The sequence below is a fragment of the Saccharothrix deserti genome (genome assembly GCF_009769385.1).
Taxonomy (GTDB): Bacteria; Actinomycetota; Actinomycetes; order Mycobacteriales; family Pseudonocardiaceae; genus Actinosynnema; species Actinosynnema deserti.
Window position 1 is genome coordinate 67,513 of the sequence record NZ_ML775963.1, and the last position, 26,849, is coordinate 94,361.

At 70.2% G+C, this 26,849-nt stretch carries 24 protein-coding genes, 1 tRNA gene and 1 riboswitch; of the genes, 12 read left to right on the forward strand and 13 right to left on the reverse strand.

Annotated elements, in window-relative coordinates; genetic code table 11:
• Positions 1-65 precede the first annotated feature (65 nt).
• On the reverse strand, positions 66-1,028 hold the full coding sequence (locus FM051_RS08990) for an acyl-CoA desaturase (protein WP_158842454.1): 963 nt from the start codon (positions 1,026-1,028) through the stop codon (positions 66-68).
• Between the two features lie 155 nt (positions 1,029-1,183).
• Here FM051_RS08990 and FM051_RS08995 point away from each other — a divergent pair, with 155 nt between their 5' ends.
• From FM051_RS08995 to pth, 8 genes are all read left to right on the forward strand, one after another.
• Complete coding sequence (locus tag FM051_RS08995; protein WP_158842455.1) at positions 1,184-2,329, forward strand: alpha/beta hydrolase family protein; 1,146 nt, start codon at positions 1,184-1,186, stop codon at positions 2,327-2,329.
• 287 nt (positions 2,330-2,616) lie between these two features.
• Positions 2,617-2,687 (forward strand) — tRNA-Gln (locus FM051_RS09000).
• Between the two features lie 92 nt (positions 2,688-2,779).
• Positions 2,780-4,426 (forward strand): GGDEF domain-containing protein, encoded by a 1,647-nt coding sequence (locus tag FM051_RS09005; RefSeq protein ID WP_238412249.1) that lies wholly within the window; start codon positions 2,780-2,782, stop codon positions 4,424-4,426.
• A gap of 66 nt (positions 4,427-4,492) precedes the next feature.
• Entirely contained in the window at positions 4,493-6,007 is a 1,515-nt protein-coding gene (glmU, locus tag FM051_RS09010) for a bifunctional UDP-N-acetylglucosamine diphosphorylase/glucosamine-1-phosphate N-acetyltransferase GlmU (RefSeq protein WP_158842456.1), read from the forward strand.
• Positions 6,008-6,021: 14 nt separating this feature from the next.
• Positions 6,022-6,993: a ribose-phosphate diphosphokinase gene (locus FM051_RS09015; RefSeq protein ID WP_158842613.1), complete on the forward strand. Its 972-nt coding sequence runs from the start codon at positions 6,022-6,024 to the stop codon at positions 6,991-6,993.
• 367 nt (positions 6,994-7,360) lie between these two features.
• The gene (locus FM051_RS09020) at positions 7,361-7,966 is read left to right on the forward strand and encodes a 50S ribosomal protein L25/general stress protein Ctc (protein ID WP_158842457.1); all 606 of its coding nucleotides are present in this window, start codon (positions 7,361-7,363) and stop codon (positions 7,964-7,966) included.
• A 58-nt stretch (positions 7,967-8,024) separates the two neighbouring features.
• Positions 8,025-8,537 carry a DivIVA domain-containing protein gene (locus FM051_RS09025; protein ID WP_158842458.1) on the forward strand — a complete coding sequence of 171 codons (513 nt, stop codon included), beginning with the start codon at positions 8,025-8,027 and terminating at the stop codon, positions 8,535-8,537.
• The gene (gene pth, locus FM051_RS09030) at positions 8,527-9,096 is read left to right on the forward strand and encodes an aminoacyl-tRNA hydrolase (RefSeq protein WP_158842459.1); all 570 of its coding nucleotides are present in this window, start codon (positions 8,527-8,529) and stop codon (positions 9,094-9,096) included. Before FM051_RS09025 ends, pth begins: the two co-directional genes overlap by 11 nt.
• Before the next feature lie 43 nt (positions 9,097-9,139).
• Here the strand turns inward: pth and FM051_RS09035 are convergent, their stop codons facing one another.
• Positions 9,140-9,949 (reverse strand): DUF3626 domain-containing protein, encoded by an 810-nt coding sequence (locus FM051_RS09035; protein WP_158842460.1) that lies wholly within the window; start codon positions 9,947-9,949, stop codon positions 9,140-9,142.
• A gap of 1 nt (position 9,950) precedes the next feature.
• Positions 9,951-11,600 (reverse strand): fatty acyl-AMP ligase, encoded by a 1,650-nt coding sequence (locus FM051_RS09040; RefSeq protein ID WP_158842461.1) that lies wholly within the window; start codon positions 11,598-11,600, stop codon positions 9,951-9,953.
• A gap of 106 nt (positions 11,601-11,706) precedes the next feature.
• Here FM051_RS09040 and FM051_RS53075 point away from each other — a divergent pair, with 106 nt between their 5' ends.
• Complete coding sequence (locus FM051_RS53075) at positions 11,707-12,987, forward strand: DivIVA domain-containing protein (protein WP_202918751.1); 1,281 nt, start codon at positions 11,707-11,709, stop codon at positions 12,985-12,987.
• Positions 12,988-13,044: 57 nt separating this feature from the next.
• Positions 13,045-13,623 carry a dienelactone hydrolase family protein gene (locus FM051_RS09060; protein ID WP_158842462.1) on the forward strand — a complete coding sequence of 193 codons (579 nt, stop codon included), beginning with the start codon at positions 13,045-13,047 and terminating at the stop codon, positions 13,621-13,623.
• Between the two features lie 202 nt (positions 13,624-13,825).
• On the opposite strand, the gene FM051_RS09065 is transcribed toward FM051_RS09060, so the two are convergent.
• Positions 13,826-15,595 (reverse strand): ABC-F family ATP-binding cassette domain-containing protein, encoded by a 1,770-nt coding sequence (locus FM051_RS09065; protein WP_158842463.1) that lies wholly within the window; start codon positions 15,593-15,595, stop codon positions 13,826-13,828.
• Positions 15,596-15,768: 173 nt separating this feature from the next.
• On the opposite strand from FM051_RS09065, the gene FM051_RS51600 reads away from it, so the two are divergent.
• Positions 15,769-16,179: a PASTA domain-containing protein gene (locus FM051_RS51600; protein ID WP_238412251.1), complete on the forward strand. Its 411-nt coding sequence runs from the start codon at positions 15,769-15,771 to the stop codon at positions 16,177-16,179.
• A 1-nt stretch (position 16,180) separates the two neighbouring features.
• Here FM051_RS51600 and FM051_RS09075 read toward each other — a convergent pair whose 3' ends face one another.
• The 4 genes from FM051_RS09075 to FM051_RS09090 all read right to left on the reverse strand — a co-directional run bounded on the left by FM051_RS09075 (position 16,181) and on the right by FM051_RS09090 (position 19,969).
• Positions 16,181-17,146: a 4-(cytidine 5'-diphospho)-2-C-methyl-D-erythritol kinase gene (locus FM051_RS09075; RefSeq protein WP_158842464.1), complete on the reverse strand. Its 966-nt coding sequence runs from the start codon at positions 17,144-17,146 to the stop codon at positions 16,181-16,183.
• Positions 17,147-17,409: 263 nt separating this feature from the next.
• Positions 17,410-18,216 carry a MetQ/NlpA family ABC transporter substrate-binding protein gene (locus FM051_RS09080; protein ID WP_158842465.1) on the reverse strand — a complete coding sequence of 269 codons (807 nt, stop codon included), beginning with the start codon at positions 18,214-18,216 and terminating at the stop codon, positions 17,410-17,412.
• Between the two features lie 62 nt (positions 18,217-18,278).
• On the reverse strand, positions 18,279-18,962 hold the full coding sequence (locus FM051_RS09085; RefSeq protein ID WP_158842466.1) for a methionine ABC transporter permease: 684 nt from the start codon (positions 18,960-18,962) through the stop codon (positions 18,279-18,281).
• Positions 18,959-19,969, reverse strand: a complete 1,011-nt coding sequence (locus FM051_RS09090) for a methionine ABC transporter ATP-binding protein (protein ID WP_158842467.1) — start codon at positions 19,967-19,969, stop codon at positions 18,959-18,961. The genes FM051_RS09085 and FM051_RS09090 overlap by 4 nt, the downstream gene beginning before the upstream one ends.
• A gap of 80 nt (positions 19,970-20,049) precedes the next feature.
• On the opposite strand from FM051_RS09090, the gene FM051_RS53080 reads away from it, so the two are divergent.
• The gene (locus tag FM051_RS53080; protein ID WP_274383522.1) at positions 20,050-20,184 is read left to right on the forward strand and encodes a hypothetical protein; all 135 of its coding nucleotides are present in this window, start codon (positions 20,050-20,052) and stop codon (positions 20,182-20,184) included.
• Between the two features lies 1 nt (position 20,185).
• Positions 20,186-20,278: riboswitch (SAM riboswitch) on the reverse strand.
• Between the two features lie 86 nt (positions 20,279-20,364).
• Here the strand turns inward: FM051_RS53080 and rsmA are convergent.
• The 5 genes from rsmA to FM051_RS09115 all read right to left on the reverse strand — a co-directional run bounded on the left by rsmA (position 20,365) and on the right by FM051_RS09115 (position 26,847).
• Positions 20,365-21,243 (reverse strand): 16S rRNA (adenine(1518)-N(6)/adenine(1519)-N(6))-dimethyltransferase RsmA, encoded by an 879-nt coding sequence (gene rsmA, locus FM051_RS09095; protein WP_158842468.1) that lies wholly within the window; start codon positions 21,241-21,243, stop codon positions 20,365-20,367.
• A 442-nt stretch (positions 21,244-21,685) separates the two neighbouring features.
• On the reverse strand, positions 21,686-23,119 hold the full coding sequence (locus FM051_RS09100; RefSeq protein WP_158842469.1) for a resuscitation-promoting factor: 1,434 nt from the start codon (positions 23,117-23,119) through the stop codon (positions 21,686-21,688).
• A 281-nt stretch (positions 23,120-23,400) separates the two neighbouring features.
• Positions 23,401-24,237 carry a TatD family hydrolase gene (locus tag FM051_RS09105; protein ID WP_158842470.1) on the reverse strand — a complete coding sequence of 279 codons (837 nt, stop codon included), beginning with the start codon at positions 24,235-24,237 and terminating at the stop codon, positions 23,401-23,403.
• A complete protein-coding gene (metG, locus tag FM051_RS09110) occupies positions 24,234-26,024 on the reverse strand; it encodes a methionine--tRNA ligase (protein WP_158842471.1) in 1,791 nt (596 codons plus the stop codon). Before metG ends, FM051_RS09105 begins: the two co-directional genes overlap by 4 nt.
• A 61-nt stretch (positions 26,025-26,085) precedes the next feature.
• Positions 26,086-26,847, reverse strand: a complete 762-nt coding sequence (locus FM051_RS09115; RefSeq protein ID WP_158842472.1) for a HEAT repeat domain-containing protein — start codon at positions 26,845-26,847, stop codon at positions 26,086-26,088.
• Positions 26,848-26,849: the final 2 nt, after the last annotated feature.

Genomic DNA, 26,849 nt, shown 5'->3' on the forward strand with positions numbered 1-26,849 from the left:
AAACACCTGCCCCCCGCGGTGACCGCGAGGGGCAGGTGGACGGTTGCCTCTCGGCTACCTCTCGACTACTGCTTCTTGGCGCTGATGCGGGCCAGGCGCTGCTCGTTCGGCCAGCGCACGTTGGTCGCCCAGCCGAACTTCTCGAACATCCAGATCACCCTGGCCGAGGTGTCGATCTGACCGCGCTTGACGCCGTGCCGCGCGCACGTCGGGTCGGCGTGGTGCAGGTTGTGCCACGACTCGCCGAAGCTCAGGATCGCCAGCGCCCAGACGTTGGCGGAACGGTCGCGGGCGGCGAACGGGCGGTCGCCCACCATGTGGCAGATCGAGTTGACCGACCACGTCACGTGGTGCAGGAACGCCACCCGGACGAAACCGGCCCAGAAGAACGCGCTGAGCGCGCCCATCCACGACATGGTGATCAGACCGCCGAGCACGGCGGGCGCGAGCAGGCTGATCGCGGTCCACAGCGGGAACAGCTTGTCGACGCGGACCAGGTCCTCGTCGGCCAGCAGGTCGGGGGCGAAGCGCTGCGCGTTGGTCTTGTCGCGTTCGAACAGCCAGCCCATGTGCGCGTGCCAGAAGCCCTTGGCGAGCGCGACGGGGCCGCTGCCGAACAGCCACGGCGAGTGCGGGTCGCCCTCGCGGTCGGAGAAGGCGTGGTGACGGCGGTGGTCGGCGACCCAGACGATCACCGGACCCTGCAGCGCCATCATGCCCGCGATGGCCAGGCCGATCTTGAGCGCTCGGTTGGCCTTGAAGGAGCCGTGCGTGAAGTACCGGTGGAAGCCGACCGTCACGCCGAGGCCGGCCACGTAGTAGAACGCCACGAACAGCGCGACGTCCACCCAGCCCAGCCCCCAGCCCCAGGCGAGCGGAACGGCCGCGAGCAGAGCCAGGAACGGCACGATGACGAACACGTAGACGCCGAACTGCTCAGCGTGCCCGCGCCGTCCTTCGATCATCGGCTTGGGTCCGCGATCCTCGGGACCTTGCGGCGTGGACCTGCTCTCCAGGGTGCTGGTCATACATGTACCTCGTTGTGTGTTCGGGGCTACCTACGGGACCGTAACTTACGGCAGCGTAAGTTAGGTGAACCTTGTCCCGCCAGAGCCGGCGCCAAAGTCATGGCGTGTTCTCAGGAAATCGGGCGTGTCGATCAACGCGGGTGCATCATTCGGTGATGGGGTCACCGAACGTCCGCAAGCGCCATCGACCGAGGACTGCCCTCATCACGTTCGCGGTGGTGTTGTTGCTGATCAGCGGCGGTCTGCTGGCGTTCGGCTGGTACTACAGCGGCGAACTCCTCGAACCCGAGAACGCCCGTCCGGGCTACCGCGACACCGTCACTTCGTCCGCCTCGGGGACCGTCACGCTGGCGGAGTCCAGGGTCACAGTGCTGCCGGGCACATGGGGTCTCGTGTGGCCGGGCGGCGGCGCGAAAGTCGGCCCGGTGACCCAGCGGTCCGAGGGCATGGTGGTCCGCGAGTTGCAGGGCGTGGCGCCCGCGCCCGGCACGCCGGTGCGGATGGAGACTTCGGTGTGGAGCACCGATCCCGACACCGCGCACGACCTGGACTTCACGGAAGTGCGAATTCCCACCGAATTGGGTGACGCGCCGGCGTGGCTGGTCCCCGCGACCTCGTCCACGTGGGTGGTCGCGGTGCACGGCCGGGGCGGCACCAGGGCCGAGGCGCTGCGGGTCATGCCTGCGCTGCACCAACTCGGGCTACCCGTTCTCGCCATCACTTATCGCAACGACGAAGGCGCGCCGCGCTCCCCGGACGGCCTCTACCACCTGGGCGACACGGAGTGGCGGGACGTGGAGTCGGCCGTGCGGTACGCCGAGGAGCACGGCGCGCGCAACGTCGTGCTGTACGGCTGGTCGATGGGCGGTGCGATCGTCGGCCAGTTCCTGGCGCGCTCGGCGGAGGCGGACGGCGTGACCGCCGTCGTGCTCGACGCGCCCGTGGTGGACTGGACGGAAACGCTGGAGCTGCAGTCGCGCAACCGGGGCGTGCCCGAGCAGCTGGTGCCGATCGCGGAGCTGGTCTCCGATTGGCGGGTCGACCTGGAGTTCGACCGCTTCGACCTGGTCGAGAACCCGCCCGCGCGCAAGCCGCCGACGCTGCTGTTCCACGGCGGCGCGGACGGCACCGTGCCGGTGCGGGCGTCACGGGAGCTGGCCGAGGCGGCGAACCGGCTCGCCTGGCCCGTCCAGTACGTCGAGGTGCCCACCGCGGAGCACACGGCGGCGTGGAACGTCGACCCGGAGGCCTACGAGCGCAGGCTCACCGATTTCCTCGACTCGATCGAGGACATCCGGTAGTGCCCGATCGACTACAGCATGTAGTTAAGCGGGTGATTATTTCGCACGAAATCGTGGCTGATCACCATCCCGACACCCGCCGCAGGAGCCACAGAGCGTCGACGTGCGGCCGTGCAGGCTTCACCCAACCGTGACGTGGGCGATCTCACGCACTCATTTGACCTGCGCCAACACGTAGTGTCATGATCGAATTACCCAGGGGTTGCCGCCACTTGAGTGGTGGTGCTGACCTTCCTGGGAGACTCGTGACAACATGTGTTCGCGCGGTCGGGGCGAGCCCCGACCGTTCCGCCATGGTGTAAAGGCAGCACCTCGGATTTTGGTTCCGATGGTCCAGGTTCGAATCCTGGTGGCGGAGCGAGAAGGCCGGGCCACGAAGGTCCCGGCCGCCCTGCGTCTGCATGGGGGTGTGAGTCGCTGCACGAGGAAGCGGTCGACGAGCAGGACAACGTGGCGCCAGGGCTCCACGAGATGTCCGACGCGTGGCTGGTCGGCCGCGCGAGTGAGCTCGTGGCCGTGGCCCAGAGCAGCCACCTGTCGGACCAGCTCGACGCGGCGCACGAGGTCGACGAGATCCTGGACGAGGCCCAGGGCCGCGGCGAGCCGCGGATCGTCGGCCAGCTCCTGCGCGCGGCGGCGGTGGTCCGGATCGTCACACCCGGTCTGGTCGACCTGTCCGATTCGGTCCTGGACGAGATGCTGGCGCACTGCCGCCGGCACGGCCTGCTGGTGCTGGAGGCCGAGGCGCACGCCCTGCGCGGTCGCCGCTACCTGCTCGGCGGGATGGAGGACAAGGCGTTGACCGAGGTCGCCAGCGGCCTGGCGATGCTCGAGGAGGACCTCACCCCGGACCCGATGCTGGACAAGCGCACGTGGGACCGGCTGCTCGCCTCCGCGTTGCAGTCGACCGGGCTCGTGCTCACCCAGCTGGGCGTCTACGAGATGGCGGACGAGGTGCTGGCACGGGCGCACAACGCGATCCGGGACAGCGCCAACCCGCACCAGATCTACGTCCACCTGGTCAACCGGGCCCGGATGCTCATCGGCTGGGGCCTGCGGCTGGAGCGGGTGGACAACTTCGAGGAGGCCACCGAGCGGTTCGCCACCGCGTCCGCCATCGCCACCGCCGTCGAGGGCCCGTTCCGCGAGTCGCTGCACCCCGGCAGGCGGGACCGCACCGCCGCCGAGCAGGTGCCGGTGATCGGTGCCGCGCACGCGCTGGCCAAACCCGGCGCGGAGCACATCGCGCGGCTGTGGACGCTGCGCGAGCTGTCCATGTACGCCCGCGAGCTGATCATCGTGTCGATCGCGCTGGCCCGCTGCCTGGAGATGGAGGAACTGCCGCAGCAGGCGTTGCAGGTGCTGCACGACGCCCGTGACCGGCTGGAGCACGACTCCTCCGAGCCCACCCTGATGCTGTGCCTGACCCGCGAGTACGCCCGCCTGTCCGGCCCGCACGGCGAGCGCACGATCTCCGCGCTGCAGACCTACGCCAACGCGTTGGAGGTGGAGCTGTGGATGATGCAGGAGGCCCGCACCGCCACCCTGCTCACCCGGCGCGACCACGAACGGCTGACGCGGGCGCACGGCGCGATCGCGCAGCAGGCGTTGCAGGACCCGCTGACCGGGCTGCCGAACCGGCGCGCGCTGGACGACCGGCTGGCCACGCTGATCAACGCGCAGACCCACCCGATGGCCGTTGCCCTGGTGGACCTCGACGGGTTCAAAGTGGTCAACGACAAGCACTCGCACGCCGAGGGCGACGACGTCCTGCGCGTGATTGCGAGCACACTCCGGCAGGCGCTGCGGGGTGACGACCTGGTCGCCAGGTACGGCGGCGACGAGTTCGTGGTGCTGCTGCCCGGCGCACCCCTGCACGCCGCCGAGGCGGCCCTCGGCCGGGCCGTGGAAGCAGTCGCTGGCCTGCCTTCCGACCTGTCCCGGGGGGTCACCCTGTCGGTCGGCGTGATCTCGGTGCGGCCGCGCGAGGCGGCGCACGCCGCGCTGGCCCGTGCCGACTCGGCGATGTACGTGGCGAAGCGCCGAGGTGGCTGCCAGGTTGCGGCGGTGGAAGTCGAGCCCTCGTCGGAGGCTTAGTATCGGCACCTGGCGGGAAGCCAGGCCCCTCCCGCTGGAACACGCACTCAGCTAGGGAGAGCGCTGATGCTCGAGGGTGTACCCGCCCCAGTCAGCACGATCGTCCTCGCAGCGGGTGAAGGCACCCGCATGCGCTCAGCCACTCCGAAGGTGTTGCACCGCATCGCCGGCCGTTCCCTGGTGGAGCACGCCGTGCGCGCCGCCGCCGGCACCGGCCCGGACCACCTCGCGGTCGTGGTCGGCCACGGCCGCGCCGCGGTCGCCGCACATCTCGACAGCCTGTCCACCACGCTGGACCGCAAGGTCACCGTCGCGGTGCAGGAGGAGCAGAAGGGCACCGGCCACGCGGTCGGCTGCGGGCTGGCGGAACTGCCCGCCGACCTGGGCGGCACGGTGGTGGTGACCTACGGCGACGTGCCGCTGCTGGACGCCGACACGTTGCGCGGGCTGCTGGCCGAGCACGGCGAGCGGGGCAACGCGGTGACCGTGCTGACCGCCGTGGTGTCCGACCCCACCGGGTACGGGCGGATCGTGCGGTCCGCGGACGGCTCGGTCGAGGCGATCGTCGAGCAGAAGGACGCCACGCCCGAGCAGCTGGCCATCGCCGAGATCAACTCCGGGGTGTACGCGTTCGACGCGGGCGTGCTGCGCGACGGGCTCTCCCGGCTGTCCACCGACAACGCGCAGGGCGAGCTGTACCTCACCGACGTGCTGACCATCGCGCGCGGTGACGGACGGCGCGTGGGCGCGCTGGTCACGTCCGACCAGTGGCTGGTCGAGGGCGTGAACGACCGCGTGCAGTTGGCCCGGCTGGGCGCGGAGCTGAACCGCCGGCTCGTGGAGCAGGCGATGCGCGCGGGCGTGACCGTGGTCGACCCTGCCACCACGTGGCTGGACGCCGACGTGCGGCTCGGGCGGGACGTGCTGATCGAGCCGAACGTGCAGCTGCGCGCCGGCACCACCGTGGGCGAGGGCGCGTCCGTCGGCCCGGACACCACGCTGTCGGCGTGCGCGATCGGCGCGGGCGCGACCGTGGTCCGCACGCACGGCACCGGCGCGGAGATCGGCGAGGGCGCCTCCGTCGGCCCGTTCGCCTACCTGCGGCCGGGCACCCGGCTCGGCGAGCACGGCAAGATCGGCACGTTCGTGGAGGTCAAGAACTCGGAGATCGGCACCGGCAGCAAGGTGCCGCACCTGAGCTACGTCGGTGACACCACCATCGGCGAGCACTCCAACATCGGCGCGGCCAGCGTCACGGTGAACTACGACGGTGTGAACAAGCACCGGACCGTGATCGGCTCCTACTGCCGCACCGGCTCGGACAACATGTTCGTCGCGCCCGTCACCGTGGGGGACGGCGCGTACACCGGCGCCGGCACCGTGGTGCGGCGCGACGTGCCGCCCGGCGCGCTTGCCGTGTCCGGCGGGCCGCAGCGGAACCTCGAAGGCTGGGTGGTCTCGCGGAGGCCGGGCACGGCCTCCGCCGAGGCGGCGGAACGCGCCCAGAAAGCCGGGAATGCCCAGAAGGCCGGGAACACCCGGACGCCCGGGAATGCAGGCACAACCGAAGAAGGGCGCTGACCGTGAACCCCACGATGTCCGGGACACCCAAGAAGAACCTGATGCTCTTCGGCGGGCGCGCGTATCCCGAGCTGACCGAGCAGGTGGCCAAGCACCTGAACGTCTCGGTCACCCCGCAGTCGGCGTACGACTTCGCCAACGGTGAGATCTTCGTGCGATTCGAGGAGAGCGTGCGCGGCTGCGACGCGTTCGTCATCCAGTCGCACTGCGCGCCCATCAACCAGTGGCTGATGGAGCAGCTGATCATGGTGGACGCGCTGAAGCGCGCGTCCGCGAAGCGGATCACCGTGATCATGCCGTTCTACCCGTACGCGCGGCAGGACAAGAAGCACCGCGGCCGTGAGCCGATCTCGGCGCGCCTGGTGGCGGACCTGTTCAAGACCGCGGGCGCGGACCGGCTGGTGGCCGTGGACCTGCACACCGCGCAGATCCAGGGCTTCTTCGACGGCCCGGTGGACCACCTGTGGGCCATGCCGCTGTTGGCCGAGCACATCCGGGACAAGTACGCGGGCCGTGAGCTGACGGTCGTGTCGCCGGACGCCGGGCGCACCAAGCTGGCCGAGAAGTGGGCGGACACGCTGGGCGGCACGCCGATCGCGTTCATCCACAAGACCCGCGACCCGCTGCGGCCGAACGAGGTCGTCGCCAACCGGGTGGTCGGCCAGGTCGAGGGACGGCTGTGCGTCGTCATCGACGACATGATCGACACCGGCGGCACCATCACCAAGGCCGTGGAGCAGCTGCTCGCCGAGGGCGCGTCGGACGTGGTCATCGCGGCCACCCACCCGGTGCTGTCCGGCCCGGCCGTGGAGCGCCTCCAGTCCTGCGGCGCCCGTGAGGTCGTGTTCACCGACACGCTCCCCATCCCGGCCGAGAAGCGCTTCGACGCGATGACCGTCCTCCCCATCGCCCCCCTCCTGGCCCGCGTGATCCAGGAAGTCTTCGAGGACGGCTCGGTGACCTCCCTGTTCGACGGCAACGCCTGACCCCGGACGTAGAACACACCCACCCTGGGTGTTCGACTCTCGCGACCCGAACGTTCGACTCACGCGAGAGTCGAACACCCAGAGCGCGAGAGTCGAACACCCAGGACCCCTGAATTCAACCGTTCGGGGCGCTCGAGTTCTTCGTTCAGGTGCCCCGATTAGGCCCTGTCCAGCGGGTCGGCCTACACTGTTCAGGTTGCCTCGGCGAGGGCGAGCATCACGCTCGGCGTGATCGACGCGGCGGTTGTGTGATGCCGCGCGTGTTCACCCTCCGCGCCGCCCGACCGCCGCAGGCCAACCCCCGCTTCGCCCCGCCCGACGTACCCGCCGACGTTTACTCAGGCCAGACCGTTAGGAGAGCCCCACCGTGTCCGAGGTCCGTCTCGCCGCAGAGCAGCGCACCGAGTTCGGCAAGGGCGCCGCCCGCCGCACCCGGCGCGCCGGCAAGATCCCCGCGGTGCTCTACGGCCACGGTTCCGACCCGAAGCACCTGGCCCTGCCGGCGCTCGAGTTCGCCCGTGTTGTCCGCGAGCACGGTCAGAACGCAGTTCTCACGCTGGACATCGAGTCCTCCACCGAGCTGGCGCTGACCAAGACCGTCACCACGCACCCCATCAAGAACTACATCGAGCACGTCGACCTGCTGCTGGTGCAGCGGGGCGAGAAGGTCACCGTCGAGGTGCCGCTGGTCCTGACCGGCGACGCCGCCGCGGCGACCCTGCTCACGCAGGACCTCACCACCGTCCAGGTGGAGGCCGACGCGCTCAGCATCCCCGAGCAGGTCGAGTTCTCCATCGCCGGTCTCGGCGCGGGCACCCAGGTGCACGCGTCCGACCTCGTGCTGCCCGCCGGCACCACCCTGGTGACCGACGGCGACGCGATGGTCCTCGCGATCAACGCCGCGCCGACCGCCGCCGAGGTGGCCGGCGACACCGGCGAGGCCATCGAGGCCGAGGCCTCCGAAGAAGGCTGAGCCCATCACGTCGGGCAACTCGAACGGCACGCCGCCCCAGCCGCACGGCTGGGGCGGCGTGCCGTTCCCGTTTCTGAGCCCGGCGCAGGTGCGGGCCACCACGTTCCCCCGCAAAAGAGGCAAGGGTTACGACCCGGCGCAGGTGGACGCGTTCCTGCTGCGCATCGCCGACGCGCTCGCCGGACGCACCGGCCTGCACCCCGATCAGGTCCGCACGATCGTGTTCACCGAGATCGCGGGCGGGTACGACCAGCGCACCGTGGACGACTTCCTGGCCGCCCTGGAGCACCAGCTCCGGTCCGGGCACGTGCCGCCGACCACCCTCCAGACCGGTGACGCGCTGCTGGCGGTGAAGCTGCCGCGATCGCCGAACGGCTACGATCGCAACGAAGTCGACGCGTTCCTCGGCCGGGCCGCCGCGGCGCTGGACGGCCAGGGGCGGATGACCGCGAGCGAGGTCCGCCACACCAGGTTCAGCACCACGTCGGGTCTGCGGCGCGGGTACCAGGTGCGCGCGGTGGACGCCCTGTTGGACGAGCTTGAGCAGGAGTTGCGGTTCCGTGGTCGATGACGTGAGCCTGGTCGTCGGGCTGGGCAACTCCGGCCCCAAGTACGAGGGCAACCGGCACAACGTCGGCTTCCTCGTGCTGGACGTGCTCGCCGCGCGGGTCGGCGGGAAGTTCAAGGCGCACAAGGCCGGCGCGGAGGTGCTGGAAGGCCGGTTGGCCGGGCGCCGGGTCGTGCTGGCGAAGCCGCGCGGCTACATGAACACCTCCGGCGGGCCGGTGGCGGGCACCGCGAACTTCTACAAGGTGCCGCCGGCGTCGATCATCGTCGTGCACGACGAGCTGGACCTGCCGTTCGGGACGGTGCGGCTCAAGCTCGGCGGCGGCGAGAACGGGCACAACGGGCTGCGGTCGATCACGAAGTCGTTGGGCGTCAAGGACTACCACCGGGTGCGGTTCGGCGTGGACCGGCCGCCGGGCCGGATGGACGCCGCCGACTACGTGCTGCGCGACTTCTCGCTGGTGGAGCGCAAGGAACTGGCCTTCGAGCTGGACCGGACGGCGGACGCCGTGGAGGCGTTGCTGGAACTGGGTCTGGAAGCCGCCCAGAACAAATTCCACTGAGAACAAGTTCCACTGAGTGCCCTGGGCTTGAGTGCCCTGGGCTTCAGGGGCGGCCGAAGCGGGCCAGCAGGTGCCAGACCTTCTTCAGGTCCTGTTGGTCGTAGCGGTCCCGGACGTCGCCGATGATCTTCGGGGTGAGGATGCCGTCCACGGCGATCTCCAGGCCCAGGTCGACGTACCGCGGCCCGCGGAAGTCGGGGTGGCGGCGCAGTTCGTCCACCGACAGCCGGTATCCGGGGTGCCACTCGACCGCGCAAGGCAGGCGTGACGCCGCCTCCTCCACCTCCGTGCCCCGGTAGCTCGGGTCGAGCACCAGCGCCTCCGCGTCCGCCTCCACCGACACCGGACCGTGGACGTGTGCCTCGATGTAGTCGTCCAGCAGGTCCCGGTCGTCGGCGAGCGCGATCCCGATCAACGCCATGCGGTCCGCCGTGCCGAAGTGCTCGGGCTCCAGCACGCTGTCCGGGTAGCAGAACGTGGTGCGCGACAGGGTGTCCGCGGTCAGCCTGAGGTGCGCCGAACCGAACCGCGGCGACGCGCCGTACGGGCTGAGGCGGAAGTTCAGGCCACCGTAGACCGGCCTTTCGTGTGCAAGAGCCTGGTCGTAGACGCCGCCGAACATCCGGCTCTCCCACCGCCACCGGTCACCCTCGGCGAACGCGGTCAGCCCGCCGTTGCTGGTCCCGGTGACGAACTGCGACACGTAACGCCCCGTGTCGACGAGGGCGGCGACCACCCGTTCGGGGTGGAAGTTGAGGGTGACGCGCCAGGCGCGGTCGAGCGGCCCACCCGTCGACCGCGCCTGGACGTGCCGGAGCGCCCGCTCGGCAGCGGGCACATCAGCCGGGGACATCTCAGCCCATCGGCACCAGGGACGCGGCGGCGGAGCGGCGGAGCTTGCCGGACGGCGTCTTGGGCAGGCTGCCGGGCTTCAACACGACCACCGAGAACGGCCGCAGGCCGACCGCGTCCACGACCCGCGCGCTGATCTCCTTGCTCAACGCCCGCACCGCGTCGTCCTCACCGGCCAGCTTCGACTCGACCACCACGGCGAACCGCTCGCGCCGCGTGCCCGCGTCCAGCCGCACGGCCACCGCGTTGCCCGCACGCACGCCCTCGACGGCCGTCGCCGCCCGCTCGATGTCCGTGGGGTAGATGTTGCGCCCGCCCATGATGATCACGTCCTTGCGCCGCCCGCACACGACGACCTGGCCGTCCACCACGTACCCCTCGTCGCCGGTGTCCAGCCAGCCCTCGGCGTCCTGGGTGGCCAGCGGGCCGTCCACGGTGAGGTAGCCGGGCGTCACGGCCTCGCCGCGCACCCGCAGCTGCCCGACCTCGCGTTCACCGCGCACCGCGCCCGACTCGTCCACGACCTGCACCTCAAGTCCCGGCAGCGGCGGTCCGAGCAGCGGGAACGCCCGCGCGTTGGGGTTGTCCGGCGACACGGGCACGGCGCGGTGGCCCGCCTCCAGCTCGTCGGGGTCGACCACGTCCACCGCGATACCGGTGAACACCGGCGCGAACGCCACCCCCAGCGTTGTTTCCGCCATACCGTATGCACAAAGCACGCACTCCGGCCTCAGCCCGAACCGCTCCCCCGCGTCGGTGAACGACTTCACCGCGGCCGGGTCGATGGGCTCGGCGCCGTTCAGCGCGATCCGCAGCGTCGAGAGGTCGAACGCCCCGTCGTCCACGCCCTTCATCCGGCGGGCGGCGATGGCGTAGGCGAAGTTCGGCGCGGCGGTGATCGTGCCCCGGTAGCGGCTGATCAGGTCCGGCCACAGGGTGGGCCGGCCGAGGAAGTCGACCGGGGTGACCTTCACCAGGTCGATGCCGAACAGCATGGGCACGGTCAGGAAGCCGACCATCCCCATGTCGTGGAACAGCGGCAGCCAGGAGACCATCCGGTCGGTCTCCGGGTCGAGTTCGGCGGCGATCTCCATGGCCTTGGCGTTGGACCACAGGTTGCCGTGCGTGATGCGGACGGCCTTCGGGTCCGCGGTGGAACCGCTGGTGAGCTGGAGCAGCGCGGGCATGTCCTCGTCGACCTCGACGGGGGCCTCCAGCGGCTCACCGGACAGCTCGTCCAGCTTGCGGTAGGCGACGCCGTGCTCGTCCAGCACGCCCGACAGCGCGTCGAACGGCGCGCCCAGCAGCACGAGCTTCGCGCCGATCATGGTGAGCACGCGGAGGGTGTCCTCGGCCCACTCGGCGAGGTCCGTGCGGGCCGTCGGCTGGTGCAGCATGGTCGTGCTGCCGCCGGCCAGCCACACCGCCTGCACGGCGGGCGCGATCGTGGCCGGGTCGCCCGCGAGGACCGCGACCGACTCGCCCCTGGCCACCCCTCCGGCAACGAGTGCGCCGGCCATGCGGGTGGCCTCCTCGTGCACCTCCGCCCACGACCGGCGGGTCGGAGCGTCGGGCTCCCCCGTGGTCATGCCCCGCGCCCGTCCCCCGGCACCCGAAGCGGTTGCCACCATCGTGTCCACGAACCGGCTCATGAAAGCAAGGGTAGAGCGATCATCTGACGCATTGAGCCAATAGGGCGAAACAACCCGACCACCGTCCGGCGATACTCCCCGGTACACCACACGAAGGAGGTATTGCGTGGCCGGGTTCGACGCGCGCCAGCACATGCCGGCACATCCGGCGCCGCTGTTGGGCGCGCAGGATCTGCGGCAGGTCGCCTTCCACCGCCCTCCGGCCGGTCAGCCGGGGTACGACGAGGGCCAGGTGGACGCTTTCCTCGACCGCATCGAGGAGACCTTGCTCGGCCGGGACGACGTGACCGAGCAGGACGTGCGCCGGGTGCGGTTCAGACCCGGGCGGCCGGGTTACTACGCGGTCGAGGTCGACGCGTTCATGGACCTCGTCGCCGAAACGCTCGGTTCCACGCCGCAACGGCACCAGGCCGCCGCACCCGCCCAGGGCGCGCACGCCACGTCGACCGGGATGCGGCCCGCCGCCGGGCTGACACCGCAGGACGTGCGGGGTGTGCGGTTCCACAAGCCCAGACCGGGGAACCGGGGCTACCACGAGGGCGAGATCGACGCGTTCCTCGGCCGGATCGAGAACACCCTGGCGGGGCGGGACGACCTGACCGCGCAGGAAGTGCAGGACTTCGAGTTCAGCTACGCCCCACCGGGGCAGGTGGGTTACGACGAGGACGACGTGGACACGTTCCTCGACCTGGTCGTGGTGACGTTGGAACGCATGCCCGCTTTGCCTTCCCCGGTCACCTCGCTCGCCCCGGTCACCCCGGTCACCCCGCTCGGGCCGCCTTCCCCGGTCACCCCGCTCGCCCCGCCGGCCTCGCCTCCTCCCGTCCGACCGCGTCCGGGCCCCGGCACCCGCCCGTTGACCGCCCGTGACGTCCGCACCGCCGCCTTCGGGAAACCACCACGCGGCCGTCGCGGCTACCAGGAGTCGCAGGTCGACAAGTTCCTGGACCGGATCGAGAACACGCTGCTCGGGCAGGACGACCTGACCGCCCGCGAGGTGCGCGAGGTCCGCTTCAGCCGGCCCATGTTCGGTCGGCGCGGGTACGACGAGACCGAGGTGGACGCGTTCCTGGCGCGGATCGAGAAGCAGTTGGGCGACGGACCGCTGCGGCCGAGCGCGCTCCCACCGATCACGTCGTGGAAGCAGCTGCGCTTGATCAAGATCCCGTTGGCGGGGCCGGCGCAGCGCGGTTACCGGTCGTCCCAGGTGGACCGGGTGTTGGAGGAGATCGGCATCGCCCTCGACGGGATGATCGGCGCGTCGTCGGAGGAGGTGGCCAAGACGAAGTTCGCCACGTCGTTGAGCGCGGGACAGGGGTACGACTGTTCGTTCGTGGACGAGCTGATGCCGCTGCTGGTGGCCGAACTCCGTCGACGGGGCCGTTAGGCCATCTGGCCGTTACGGTTCACGGGCGGGGCTCCGATCGTGTCACCTGGAGGAAAGATGGCCGAGGTGCTGCTGTTCCACCACGCACACGGACTGACGTCCGGGGTGCGTGATTTCGCCGGGCAGCTGCGGGAAGCCGGTCACACCGTCCACGTCCCGGACCTGTTCGAGGGCCGGATCTTCGACAAGCTCGAAGACGGCATGGGGTACGCGCGGGAAGTCGGCTTCGGCACGATCATCGAACGCGGCCGCGCCGCCGCCGAACCTCTGCCGAACGACGTCGTCTACGCGGGCTTCTCACTGGGCGTCCTACCAGCCCAGATGCTGGCCCAGACCCGACCAGGCGCGAGGGGCGCCCTGCTGTTCAGCGCCTGCGTCCCGGTGACCGAGTTCGGCGAGGCGTGGCCCGACGGCGTGCCGGTCCAGGTGCACGGCATGGACGCCGACGGGTTGTTCGTGGACGAAGGCGACCTGGACGCGGCCCGCGCCCTGGTCACGTCGACCCCGCACGCCGAACTGTTCCTCTACCCCGGCGCCCAACACCTGTTCGCCGACAACAGCCTGCCGTCCTACGACACGACAGCCGCCAACACCCTCACCACCCGCGTCCTGACCTTCCTGACCACCCTCCCCTAACCCGTGTGTCCTACCTCCAGACCGCGTGTGTCCTACGTTCAGAACGCGAGAGTCCTACGTTCAGGTACCCCGAGTTCAACACTCAGGTTCGTCGGCCGGTGTTCTGAGCGTTGAATTCAGGTGTTCTGAACGTAGGACTCTCGCGGCGCGAACGTAGGACTCTCGCGGCGCGAACGTAGGACACACGCGGTGAGGTGGGGTTTTAGCCTTCGGCGGTTTCGGCGGCAGTGAGCCACTGGGACTCGACGTCCTCGGCTTCCGTCAGGACGGCCTTCAGTTCGGCGTCCAGGGCCATCAGGCGCTCGGGGTCGGTGGCTGCCTCGGCCAACGCCGCGTGCAGTTGGGCTTCCTTCTTCTGCAAGGTTTCGAGGCGACGTTCCAGGCGGGCCAGTTCCTTGCGCGCCGCACGCTGGTCCGCGGCCGACGAGGGAGCGGACGTCGGCTTGGCGACCGGCACGGCGTCGGCTTCCTTCTGCCTGTCCCGCCGCCGCAGGTACTCCTCGATACCGCCGGGCAGGTCGGTCAGCCCACCGTCGCCGAACAACGCCACCACCTGGTCGCACACCCGCTCCACCAGGTACCGGTCGTGCGAGATCACCACCAGCGTCCCCGGCCACGAGTCGAGCAGGTCCTCCAGCTGCTGCAACGTGTCGATGTCCAGGTCGTTGGTCGGCTCGTCCAGCAGCAGCACGTTCGGCTCGGCCATCAGCAACCGGCACAGCTGCAACCGCCGCCGCTCACCACCGGACAGATCGCCCACCGGCGTCCACTGCTTCTGCGACGAGAACCCGAACCGCTCGGCCAGCTGCGACGCGGACATCTCCTGCTTGCCCAGCACGACCCGCCGCGCGATCTCCTCCACGGCCTCCAGCACCCGCATCGACCCGTCCAGGTCGTGCAGCTCCTGGCTGAGGTGCGCGAGCTTCACCGTCTGCCCCTGGATGCGCTTGCCGCTCTCCAGCTCACGCTCACCGGCCAGCGCCCTCAGCAGGGTCGTCTTGCCCGAACCGTTCACGCCGACGATCCCGACCCGGTCACCCGGCCCGATCCGCCACGTCAGGTCGCGCACCAGCACCCGGTCGGGCACGGTCAGCGTCACGTCCTCCAGTTCCAGCACCGTGCGCCCGAGCCGTCGCTTGGCGAACGCCAGCAGCTCGACCGAGTCGCGCGGCGGCGGCACGTCGGAGATCAACGCCTCGGCGGCGTCGATGCGGTAGCGGGGCTTGGACGTGCGGGCGGGCGCGCCTCGGCGCAGCCACGCCAGCTCCTTGCGCGCCAGGTTGCGGCGCTTCTCCTCGATCGTGTCGGCCAGCCGGGCGCGTTCGGCGCGGGCGAAGATCCAGTCCGCGTAGCCGCCCTCGTACTGCTCGACGCGACCGCCGACGACCTCCCAGGTGCGGCTGCACACGGTATCCAAAAACCAACGGTCGTGCGTCACCACGACGAGTGCCGTGCGGCGGGCCAGCAAGTGCTCGGCCAGCCACCGCACACCCTCGACGTCGAGGTGGTTGGTCGGCTCGTCCAGCACGACCAGGTCCAGGTCCTGCACGAGAGCCGCCGCCAACGCCACCCGGCGCCGCTCGCCACCGGACATCGTGCCCACCGGCGAGTCCAGCCCGAACCCGGTGATGCCCAGGCCGTCGAGGATCGACCGCACCCGCGAGTCGGCGGCCCACTCGTGCTCGGCGTCGAACCCGAGCGGGTCGATCACGGCGTTGCGCACGGTCGAGCCCTCGGCCAGTTCGGTGCGCTGCGTGACCACCGCCATGCGCAACCCGCGGTTCTGGCTGACCCGTCCCTCGTCCGGTTCGGCGAGACCGGCCAAGACCTCCAGCAGCGTCGTCTTGCCGCCGCCGTTGAGCCCGACGACGCCGATGCGGTCGCCTTCGCCGACGCCGAGGGACACGCCGTCGAGCAGCGGACGCACGCCGAACGACTTGGAGACGCTCTCCAAGTTGACCAAGTTGGCCATGTACCAGCACCTTCATCGAGATTGTGTGACAACACGCCGGCCGAGCCGGCAGTGGGAACGACCGTGGCGAAGCCCGACGACCGCCACCGCAGTACGCCAGCCTAGCTACCGCACCGGTAACAACGGAGCGCTCCACATCGACCTACAGGCTGTAACCGATCCTGGAGAGTCCGATGTCACAGCCCAAGTGGGTCTGGGTGGTGGGCGTGGTCGCGGCCGTGGTGGTCGTGGGCGCCCTCGCCGACGGTGGTGACGGCGGTGACGGGACCGCGCCGCCGGCCGCCACCGACACCACGCAGATGATCGGTGACGCGACCTACACCACGTCCGTCGCGCCGAAGCCGCAGACCGACGTCGCGAAGACGTGCACCGTCCCGGACGTCGTCGGCATGATCCACCAGAGCGCGCAGGACACCATGCAGGCCGCGGGCCTCTACCGGCTGCGTGAAGAGGACGCGACCGGTCAGGGACGGGTGCTCGTGGTCGACCGGAACTGGACCACCACGGCGCAGGACGTCGCCGCGGGTCAGGTCGTGCCCTGCGACACCGAGATCACGCTGTTGGCGAAGAAGACCGGCGAGTAGCTCACGCGTGGACCTCGGGCGGGATCGGCCGGGGAGACTCCTCGGTGCCGACGACGCGCGCGCCGTGCACCGGCCCCTGCGCCACCCGCACCGTCCGGCACACGCCCGCGCCCGCCAGTTCGGCCGCCACGCGCACCGCCGAGTCACCGTCCGTGCAGAGGAACGCGCAGGTCGGCCCCGATCCGGACACCATGCCGGCCAACGCGCCCGCGTTCACGCCCGCGCGCAACGTGCGGCGCAGGTTCGGCCGCAGGGAGACGGCGGCGGCCTGGAGGTCGTTGCCGAGCAGCAGGGCGAGCTGACGCGGGTCGCCGGACGCCAGGCCCTCCAGCACGGCCTCCGCCTCGCCGACGCGGGGCGGGTCGCCGTCCGCGCGCAGCCGGTCCAGCTCGTCGAACACCTCGGGCGTGGACAGGCCGCGCCGGTCGAACGCCAGCACCCAGTGGAACGTGTGCCGCGCCAGCACCGGCACGATCCGGTCACCCCGGTCGGTGCCCAGCGCCGTGCCGCCGTAGATGGCGAACGGGACGTCCGCGCCGATCTTGCCCGCGAGGCCCGCCAGCTCGTCCCGGCTGATCTCCAGCCGCCACAGCGACGCCAGGCCGACGAGCGTCGCCGCCGCGTCCGCGCTGCCGCCCGCCATGCCGCCGGCGACCGGGATGGCCTTGCGGATCGCCACCCGGACCTTCGGGTCGTCCGGGTCGCGGCCGACGTGCTGGGCCAACACCCGCACCGCCCGCCAGGCCAGGTTGGACGCGCCGGTGGGCACCGAGTCGGCGCCCTCGCCGTGCACCTCGACTCCGGGGTCGTCGGCGATGGCGACGGTGACCTCGTCGGTCAGCGACAAGGCCTGGAATATCGTCACCAGGTCGTGGTAGCCGTCCGCGCGTGGATCGCCTACGGCCAGGTGGAGGTTGACCTTGGCCGGGACGCGGACGGTGACCGGGGGCGGGACGACAGCGAGCACGCCATGAAGCGTACGGGCGTTTCCGGGTTGCTCGCTCCTACCGACCGCTGACCTGCGTCGGAATGTGACTCGTGAACGGCGTTCCCGAGTTGTCCACAGCCGGAGTTGTCCACAGGCCGGGGCGAGCGGCCCGGCATTGTCGGGGTCGGCCGGCAAGATCAAAGCAGGGGTCCCCTTGGCGGGGACCCCTGCGAAGCGTTCTCGCTTGCCCGCACCCGGGCAGGTGGGTGGCGAGGCGTTGGCGATCAGACGGGTCAGACGGGTCAGACGGCGAGCACGGAGCCCGAGAAGGTCTCCTTGATGTAGTCCTTGACCTGCTGCGACTGGAGCAGGGCGAGCAGGTCCTTGATGCGCTGGTCGTCCTTCAGCTCGGCCCTGGTGACGAGGCCGTTGGCGTTCGGGTTGCCCTCGGCCTTCTCCAGCGCCAGCGCGTCGGACGCGGGCTTGAGGCCGGCGTCGATGGCGTAGTTGCCGTTCACCACGGACGCGTCCGTGTCGTCCAGCGACCGGGGCAGCTGGGCGGCCTCCAGCTCGACGAACTCCAGGTTCTTCGGGTTCTCCGCGATGTCCCGGATGGTCGCCGTCCCCTCCGCGCCCGGCTTGACCTTGATCAGCCCGTTGTCCTGGAGCAGCTTCAGGCCGCGTGCCTCGTTCGTGGCGTCGTTGGCGACGGCCACGCGCGCGCCGGACGGCAGGTCGGCCAGCGACTTGTGCTTCTTCGAGTACACGCCCAGCGGCTCGATGTGCACCGGGCCGATCCACTCCAGCCGCGCGCCGCTCTCCGCCTTGAACGTGTCCAGGTACGGCACGGTCTGGAAGTAGTTCGCGTCCAGCGACCCGTCCACCAGCGCGGTGTTCGGCTGCACGTAGTCGGTGAACTCCACGACCTCGATCTTCAGCCCCTTCTCGGCGGCCAGGTTGTCCGCCACGTACCGCAGCACCTGGGCGTGCGGGACGGGGCTCACGCCCACCTTGAGCGGCGCGTCCGGGTCGGAGGCGGCGCCGGTGTCGCCACTACCGCAGCCCACTGCGGTCAGCAGCACGGCGAGCAGGGCAGCACGAATACGCATGTCATTCCTTCTGGGAACTGGGAAAGGGTCGTACTTGGAAAGGATGCTTCTGGAAACACCCGTCAGGCGGACGTGGTGCGGCGGCGGTCGACGCCGCGGGCCACGCGGTTGGTGATGAGCTGGATCGCGGTGGCGATGACGGCCAGCACGACGACCGTGCTCCACAGGAAGCGGTCGTTGAACCGCTGGTAGCCCATGCGCACGGCGAGGTCGCCGAGACCGCCGCCGCCGACCACCCCGGCCATCGCCGAGTAGCCCAGCAGGGCGATCGCGGTCACGCCGACGGCGTTGACCAGCGCGGGCAGCGACTCGCGGAGCAGCACGCTGCGCACGATCCGCAACGTGGACGAACCGGTCGTGACGGCGGCCTCCACCACCGACACGTGCACCTCGGACAGCACGTTCTGGACCAGCCTGCCGACGAACGGGATCGCGCCGACCGACAGCGGCACGATCGCCGCCGTGGGGCCGATGGTGCTGCTGAGCAGCAGCCTGGTCAGCGAGGTGAGCACCACCAGCAGGACCAGGAACGGCATGGAACGGCCGAGGTCCACCACGAACCCGAGGACCTTGTGGAGCACCGGGCGGGGCCTCAGCCCACCGGGAGCGGTGAGCTGAAGCCAGATGCCGACGGGTGTGCCGAGCAGAACCGCGATGAGGGTCGAGACCACCACCATGTACAACGTCTCACCGGTGGCGACGAGCAGCTGGTCGAAGACCTCCGACCAGGGTGTAGCAGTCCTCACGCAGCTACTCCCTGGGGACCCGCGAGGGTCCGGCGCACCGAGCCGCCTGCCTCCGAGATCCACTCCAACGCCGAGTCCGCGCGCTCACCCTTCAGGCCGACGCGGAACCGCGCGACCGGGGTCTCCCCCAGCCTGGTCAGGCCGCCGCCCAGCAGGTTCAGCTCGACGCCGAACCGGCTGGTGGCCTCGGGCAGCAGCGCGCCCACGGCGGCGAAACCGATCAGCACGATGTCCGCGACCCGGTCGAACGAGCCTTCCGCGGCCGGGTTCTGGTCCACGGCGGGCAGCAGCGACGCGGCCGTGCGGCTGGCGGCGTCGGACACCAGGTCGAGCACCTTGCCGTGCTCCACGACCCGGCCGTCCTCCAGCACCGCGACGTCGTCGCAGATCTTCCGGACCACGCCCATGTCGTGCGTGACCACGAGAACCGTCACGCCCAGCTCGGCACGCGCCCGGTCCAGCACGGTGAGCACGGAGCCGGTGGTGTCGGGGTCGAGCGCGGACGTCGGCTCGTCCGCCAGCAGCACCGACGGCGACGCGGCGAGCGCCCGCGCGACCGCGATCCGCTGGCGCTGGCCACCGGACAGCTGGTCGGGGTAGGAGCCCGCCTTGTCGGTCAGGCCGACCAGGTCGAGGAGTTCGGCGACGCGGTTGCGGCGCTGCGGACCGGCCACGCCCGCGGCCTCCAGCGGCAGCGCGACGTTGCCCGCGGCGGTGCGCTGGCGCAGCAGGGAATCCCCTTGCGGCACGACGCCGATCTGCCGGCGGGCGGCGCGCAGCGCGGTGCCGTCGAGGGAGACGAGGTCGGTGCCGTCGACGCGGATCGAACCGCTGTCGGGGCGCTCCAGGAGCGCGACGCACCGGGCCAGGGTGGACTTGCCCGCTCCGCTGGGGCCGACGACGCCGAGGACGGTGCCCGCGGCGACGTCCAGGTTCACGCCGTCCAGCGCGCGAACCTGTCCGGTACTCCCGGGGAAGGTCTTGGTGAGGTTCTCGACAGTGATCACGTTTTCGCTCCACGACTGCGTGCGGCGGCGCACGCTCGTGGCGTGTGCGACCGGCGGTTCAGCTCAGAAAGGTGTCCCGGATGAAGAGGACGCGAGGATTCGAAGGCGCCCAGGAGGCACGCTTGGGGCTTCAGAAGCTGCGACAGGCCGAAGACGTGCGGCGGCCGTGGTCGACGACCCGCCGGCGGGTGAGCATTCGCATCCTGGGCACGTGATCCTCCATCGATCCTGGCTGAAGCACCTGCCCCTGTGGAGGGGTGGTTGCTGCGGCGTCGTAGAGCCAGGTCTCTCAGCCGCTCGGGATGGCAATACGAGTACACCTGACATGACCCGGCTGACGCAAGCCGGAAACAGGATCGTTCGGCAAATCACACGTTCGGCCGAAAGATCATCGACTAACGAGTGGACGCGACCTCGGCTATCCGGACGAAGTCACTGACGCCCAGTTGTTCGCCGCGCACGGCCGGGTCCACGCCGGCGGCGACGAGCAGGCGTTCCGCCTCGGCCGCCGAACCCGCCCAACCGGACAGCGCGCCGCGCAGCATCTTGCGGCGTTGGGCGAAAGCGGCGTCCACCAAGGAGAACAGCCGTTTGTGGTCCACAGTGGAGAGCGGCGGGTGCCGTTCGAACGCGACCAGCGCCGAATCGACGTTCGGCACCGGCCAGAAGACGGAACGGGGCACCGGGCCGGCCCGGCGGGCGTCCGCGTACCAGGCGAGTTTCACGCTGGGGACGCCATAGACCTTGCTGCCCGGTCCGGCGGCCATCCGGTCGGCCACCTCGGACTGGACCATCACCAGGCCGGTGCGCAGCGACGGCAGTTCGGCCAGCAGGTGCAGGACGACGGGCACGGCCACGTTGTAGGGGAGGTTCGCCACCAGGGCGGTGGGTTCCACCGGCATCTGGGCGGCGGTGACCCGCATGGCGTCGGCGTGGACGACGGAGAGGCGGTCCGCCAGGTCGGGGGCGCGTTCGGTGACGGTCAGCGGGAGGCGGTCGGCGAGGACCTCGTCGATCTCTACGGCCACGAGGGCTCGGCACGATGGCAGTAGCGCCAATGTGAGCGAACCCAGGCCGGGGCCTACTTCGAGGACTACGTCGTCGGGGCGCAGGGCGGCTGCTGTGACGATGCGGCGGACCGTGTTGGGGTCGTGCACGAAGTTCTGGCCGAGCTTCTTGGTGGGGCGGATGTCCAGCTCGGCGGCTAGCCGACGGACGTCGGCTGGGCCCAGGAGCTGGCTCCCCGGTCCGGCCGGCGTCGAATCCTCAGTCACGTGGACATTCTCCAACACCGCTTGTGGACGACGGTGGCGGTGGTGGGCGGGGGTGAGCTGTTGGTCTCCGTGCACGCCGCGGGTTGGGTCCGGCTCGATTTGACATGGGACCCTTACGGGCACCGGAGGCAGGTCGGAGCCATGTCAAATCGAGCCTCGTCGGCCACCACCGGGTCCGTCGTGGTCCCGTGGGACTGACCGGCCTCGTCGGCCACCACCGGGTCCGTCGTGGTCCCGTGGGACTGACCGGCCTCGTCGGCCACCACCGGTTCGGCGGTTTGACCGTTCGGCTGGGCGTCGACCACCACGCGAGGCCACCGTCGGTCGTTCGCGACTCATTTTCCGGCGATCACGCTTTTCGATCGTCGGAAAATCAGGCGCGAGCGGCCGACCTCCCGGGCGGCCGAGCCGCCGTCTGCGGAGCAGCGGCCATTAAACACAGTTAGGGGAGTCCTAGCTTCTGCTGGCAGTGGGGCCATGCGGAGTAGCCGCCGCGGGCGTCGCGGAGCTTGGTCGCGATTGCGATCTGCTGCTCGCGGGTTGCCTGGTGCGGGTATGCGGCGTACTGGCCGCCGCCGTAGGCGTCCCAGGTGCCCTTGTTGAACTGGAGGCCGCCGTAGTAGCCGTTGCCGGTGTTGATGGCCCAGTTGCCGGTTGCCTCGCACTGCGCGAGGGCGTCCCAGACCGCGCCGTCCGGCGGGAGCTTGGTGCCGACCTTGAGCTTCTTGACCTTCGGTTCCTTGGTGACCTTCGCGCCGAGCTTCTCGCGGCCGATCTCGGCGCCGTTCTTCACCGTGACGCGGTAGGTGACGATCTGCTCGCCGGGCTCACCCGGCTCCAGGACCTCTTTCTGGCCCTTCATCATCGTGTCGTCGGGGATCTCCTCGACGGGCGGCGGGACGGCCTCCGTCGCGTTGATCACCGAGACGCCGGTGCGGGTGATGTGCACCTCGGCGCCGTTGGTGACCCGGAGGTCCAGCGCCGTCTCGAGCTTGTCCTCGGGGCCGAGCGCGAGGTTCTCGCTCTTCAGCAGCTCGTCGACGGTGACCGCCGTCGTCTGGATCTGCCGGGGCGCGTTGCCGCCGTCGTAGAGCGTGATGGTCTTGAGGCTCTTGACCTCGAGCGAGAGGCCGTTGAGGGGCACGTCCATGCCGCGGTCGTGGGAGAGCCAGGCGCCCTCGTCGTTGACCTGCAACTGGTCCAGGGCCTCGTCAACGGTGACCGAGCGGACCCAGCCCTCGCGCTGTTCGCCGTCGACCGTCATCTTCACCAGCCGGCCGCGGTCCAGCGAGATCTTCCCGCCGTCGCTGACCTTCGCCTGGGGTGACGGGCTGAGGGCGTCGTGATCGCCGACCGTGATGCCCTCGTCGGCCAGGATCTCGCCGACGGTGGACTCGTAGGTGCGGACGGTCTTGGCTTCGCCGTCGACGTCGACCGTGACGGACTTGTCCATCGCGATCGCGGTGGCGCCGCCACCGGAGATGGTCACCAGCACGGTGGCGACCGCGGCCTTCAGGAAGCGCCGCTTCCACTTCCCCGCGGCTTCGACCAGTGCGGCGGGCGGGGCGCTCGGCTGCTCTGCGGCCAGGGTGCCCGCGATCCGGTCCTGGGAGACCTCGTCGGGGATGATGATCGGCGGGAGGAGCGTGGTCTCGGCGTTGATGAGCCGGATCAGCTCGTCGACGTCGACGTTCGCGCCGGCCAGCAGTTCGTCGGCGTCCGGGCCGAGTACTTCAAGGACGTCGTCCGGCGTGATGGTGAACACCGTGGTGTCCCATTCGGACGGTGGCCCGGGTCTGTCCAGGACGTCGACGCCGGTCATCGGTGTCGACTGCACGGGCGTAAACCAGTCGGTGTCCTCGTTGAACGAGTTCACGGGGTGCGATACCTCCTGAAGGCGCGAAGTCCGGCGACGCGCACGTTCGGTGTCGGTGGTCAGCTAGTGATCTCCGGCAACTCCTGTGCGTCCGCTCGTCTTCTCGCTTCTGGCGTCTACGTAACCCGCCCCGACTGCGGGTGCGCCCCGGTCTTAAACATGGGGCACGGTCACGGGACCGTAACGGGTACACGGGGGTTGTGCAAACACCCCTGCAGAGCTTGTGAGTTCAGTCACTCCGTCAGGGGAGCAAGGGTGTCCGCCGTTCGTCGTAAAGAGCATTACGACTGCGTGCGGTCACCAAGATCGAAGATTCGTTCGGCGTTTCGGGTGATCTTCGATGCCAACGCGGCCAGATCGGCGTCACGCAACGTCGCTATGTCACGGAGTGTGTAGTTCGCGCAATATGGCTCGTTCGGGCGACCCCGGTACGGGTGGGGGGTCAGGAACGGCGCGTCCGTCTCGACCAACATGTGGTCCTCCGGCACCCACTGCGCGGCTTCCCGCAGGGCGTGGGCGTTGCGGAACGTCGTGGTGCCCGCGAAGGACAGCACGAACCCGCGTTCCACGCACGCACGCGCGAAGGCGAGGTCACCGGAGAAGCAGTGGAAGACCACTGTGGACGGCGCGCCCTCGGTGTCGAGGACCTCGAGGATGTCGTCGTGCGCATCCCGGTCGTGGATCATCAACGGCTTGCCGGTCTTCTTGGCGAGGTCGATGTGCCACCGGAACGCCTCGTGCTGGGCGTTCTTCGGGGCGTAGTCCCAGTAGTAGTCCAGCCCCGTCTCGCCGATCGCGACGACCCTGGGCTGCTCGGCGAGCTTCGCCAGTTCGGTCTGCTCCGCCTCGCCGAACGTCGACGTGCGGGTGGGGTGCAGGGCGACGGCGGCGAACACGCGGTCGTCCCAATTGGCGGCTTCGGCGGCCCAGCGGGCGGCTTTGAGGTCGTCGGCGACCGTGATCACCCGGTCGACGCCCGCTTGTGTTGCCCTGTCGAGCATCTCGCGGACCTGTTCGGGCGTCTCGGCGCCGCACGCGTCCAGGTGGGTGTGGGCGTCGACCACCGGCGCCGGAAGGGTTTCCGGGACCGGTGGCCGTTCGCCTCGGCGTTTGCTCACTTGAGGATGGGCGCCCACGCGGGGCCGGTCTCACCCAGCTCCGGGTCGAGCTTCGCGAACAGCGGTGCGGGCTTGGCCAGCGGACGGCCCACCTCGATCGGCGTGGACGCCCACGTCGCCTGCTCGGCCGCGTAGTCGCCGGTCAGCACCGGGTACTCGCGGTCCGGCACGTCCAGGTCCGCGACGTCGGTCAGCTGCGGCTGGGCCGCCCACACGCCCGTGCCGCCCAACGCCTCGTGCACCTTCTGCGCCGAGTGCGGCAGGAACGGCGTCAGCAGGGCGTTCGCGTCCTGCACGACCTGCAACGCGGTGTGCAGCACGGTGTCGCGGCGCTCCGGGTCGTCCTTGAGCTTCCACGGCTCCTGGTCGGACAGGTAGCGGTTGGCCGCGCCGACCACCTTCATCGCCTCACCCGACGCCTGCTTGAAGCGGGAGCGGCGCAGGTTCGCGCCCACCACGTCGAACGCCTTGCGGCTCAGTTCGAGCAGGTCGTGATCGGCCTGGGTGGGACTGGTCGGCTTCGGCACGGCGCCCACGTTCTTGTGCGCCATCGAGATCGACCGGTTGACCAGGTTGCCCCACTCGTTGGCCAGCTCGAAGTTCGTCCGGCGGACGAACTCCTCCCAGGTGAAGTCGGTGTCCTGGTTCTCCGGGCCGGCGACCGAGATGAAGTAGCGCAGGGCGTCCGGGCCGAACTCCTTGAGGAAGTCCGTCACGTAGATGACCGTGCCGCGCGAGGTGGAGAACTTCGACCCGCTCATGGTCAGGAACTCGCTGGAGACCACTTCGGTGGGCAGGTTCAGCGGGCCGAACGCGCCGGGCTCGCCGCCCTTCGCGCCCTGGCCGTTCTGGCCCAGGAGCAGGGAAGGCCAGATCAGCGAGTGGAAGACGATGTTGTCCTTGCCCATGAAGTAGTAGCCCTGGGCGTCGCCGGTCCAGAACTCCTTCCAGGCGTCCTTGTCGCCGCTGCGGCGGGCCCACTCGACGCTCGCGCTGAGGTAGCCGATCACCGCGTCGAACCAGACGTAGAAGCGCTTCATCGGCTGCTCGCGCCAGCCGTCGAGCGGGATCGGGATGCCCCAGTCCAGGTCGCGGGTGATCGCGCGCGGGCGCAGGTCGCCGATGAGGTTCTGGCTGAACTTGAGCACGTTCGGCCGCCACTCGGTGCGGGTCTGCAGCCAGCCGCCGAGCGCGTCGATGAACTGCGGGAGGTCCAGGAACAGGTGCTCGGTCTCGACGAACTTCGGCACCTCGCCGTTGATGCGGGAGCGCGGGTTCTTCAGGTCGATCGGGTCGAGCTGGTTGCCGCAGTTGTCGCACTGGTCGCCGCGGGCGCCGTCGTAGCCGCAGATCGGGCAGGTGCCCTCGATGTAGCGGTCGGGCAGGGTGCGGCCGGTGGACGGGCTGATCGCGCCCATCTCGGTCTTCGGGACGACGTAGCCGTTGCGCCAGAGGGACAGGAACAGCTCCTGGACCACCTGGTAGTGGTTGCCGGTGGTGGTCCGGGTGAACAGGTCGTAGGACAGGCCGAGGCCGTGCAGGTCGTTCGCGATCACCCGGTGGTACTTGTCCACCAGCTCGCGGGTGGACAGGCCCTCCTTCTCGGCCTGCACCGAGATCGGCGTGCCGTGCTCGTCCGAGCCGGAGACCATCAGCACCCGGTTGCCCGACATGCGCATGTAGCGGGAGAACACGTCGGAGGGGACACCGAAACCGGAGACGTGACCGATGTGGCGGGGGCCGTTGGCGTAGGGCCACGCCACCGCGGTCAGCACGGAGGCACTCATGGGGCAAGCCTACGGAGGTGCTTCCAGCGGGTTTTGGCGGGATGGGCAGGTCAGCCTCGGGCTACTCCCCGGCGACCCATTCGAAGTCACCCTCCCAGATGGGGTGCAACGGGGGCACCTCGCCTTCCAACGCCGCGTCGACGATCGCCGCCGTGCTCGGCTTCAGCCGGGCTGACCGCCGTTCGTGCGCCAACCGGTCGCGGAGGAGGGGGATGGACAGCGCGGCAGCCGCGAGCTCCACCAACTTCGGTCTGCGGCTCTTCAGGCAGGCGACCAGCGCGTCGGCCACCGAGTCCACTGCCTCGGGGGCCACGGCGCCGTCCCGGGCGAGCCGTCGGATCGAGGTGGTGGCGTTTGCGCGGATCCGCCAACTCCTGTCCCGCAGTGCCTTCACCAGGAGCGGCACCGCGGCGGGATCCGCCGTGTCACCGAGGGACCACACCGCCTTGAACCGGCGGATCGACGTCCAACTCGCCAGGTATCGGCGGTAGTGCTCGACCGGCGACGCGCGACGAAGCCTCGGAATCCCGTAGCCGATGCCCAGAATGCCGTAGGCCTGCCGGCGCATCCACGCGTCGACCACCCCCGGTTTTCCACTCCGCCGCGCGAAGAAGTCGAGCGCGTACGAGGGATCCCGATCCGGGTTCCGCTCCGCCAGGATGCGGCACAGCACCGACGCCGCGGTGGGCGGCCGGTCGGCGAGCAGGGCCAGGATCCTGTCGTCCAGCCCTTCCTCCGTGCTGTCGATCAGAGACCGGATGCGGGCACGCCGATCCGGCGAGTCCACGTCCAGGACGGCGGCAAGAGCGGCATCGGTCGACATCG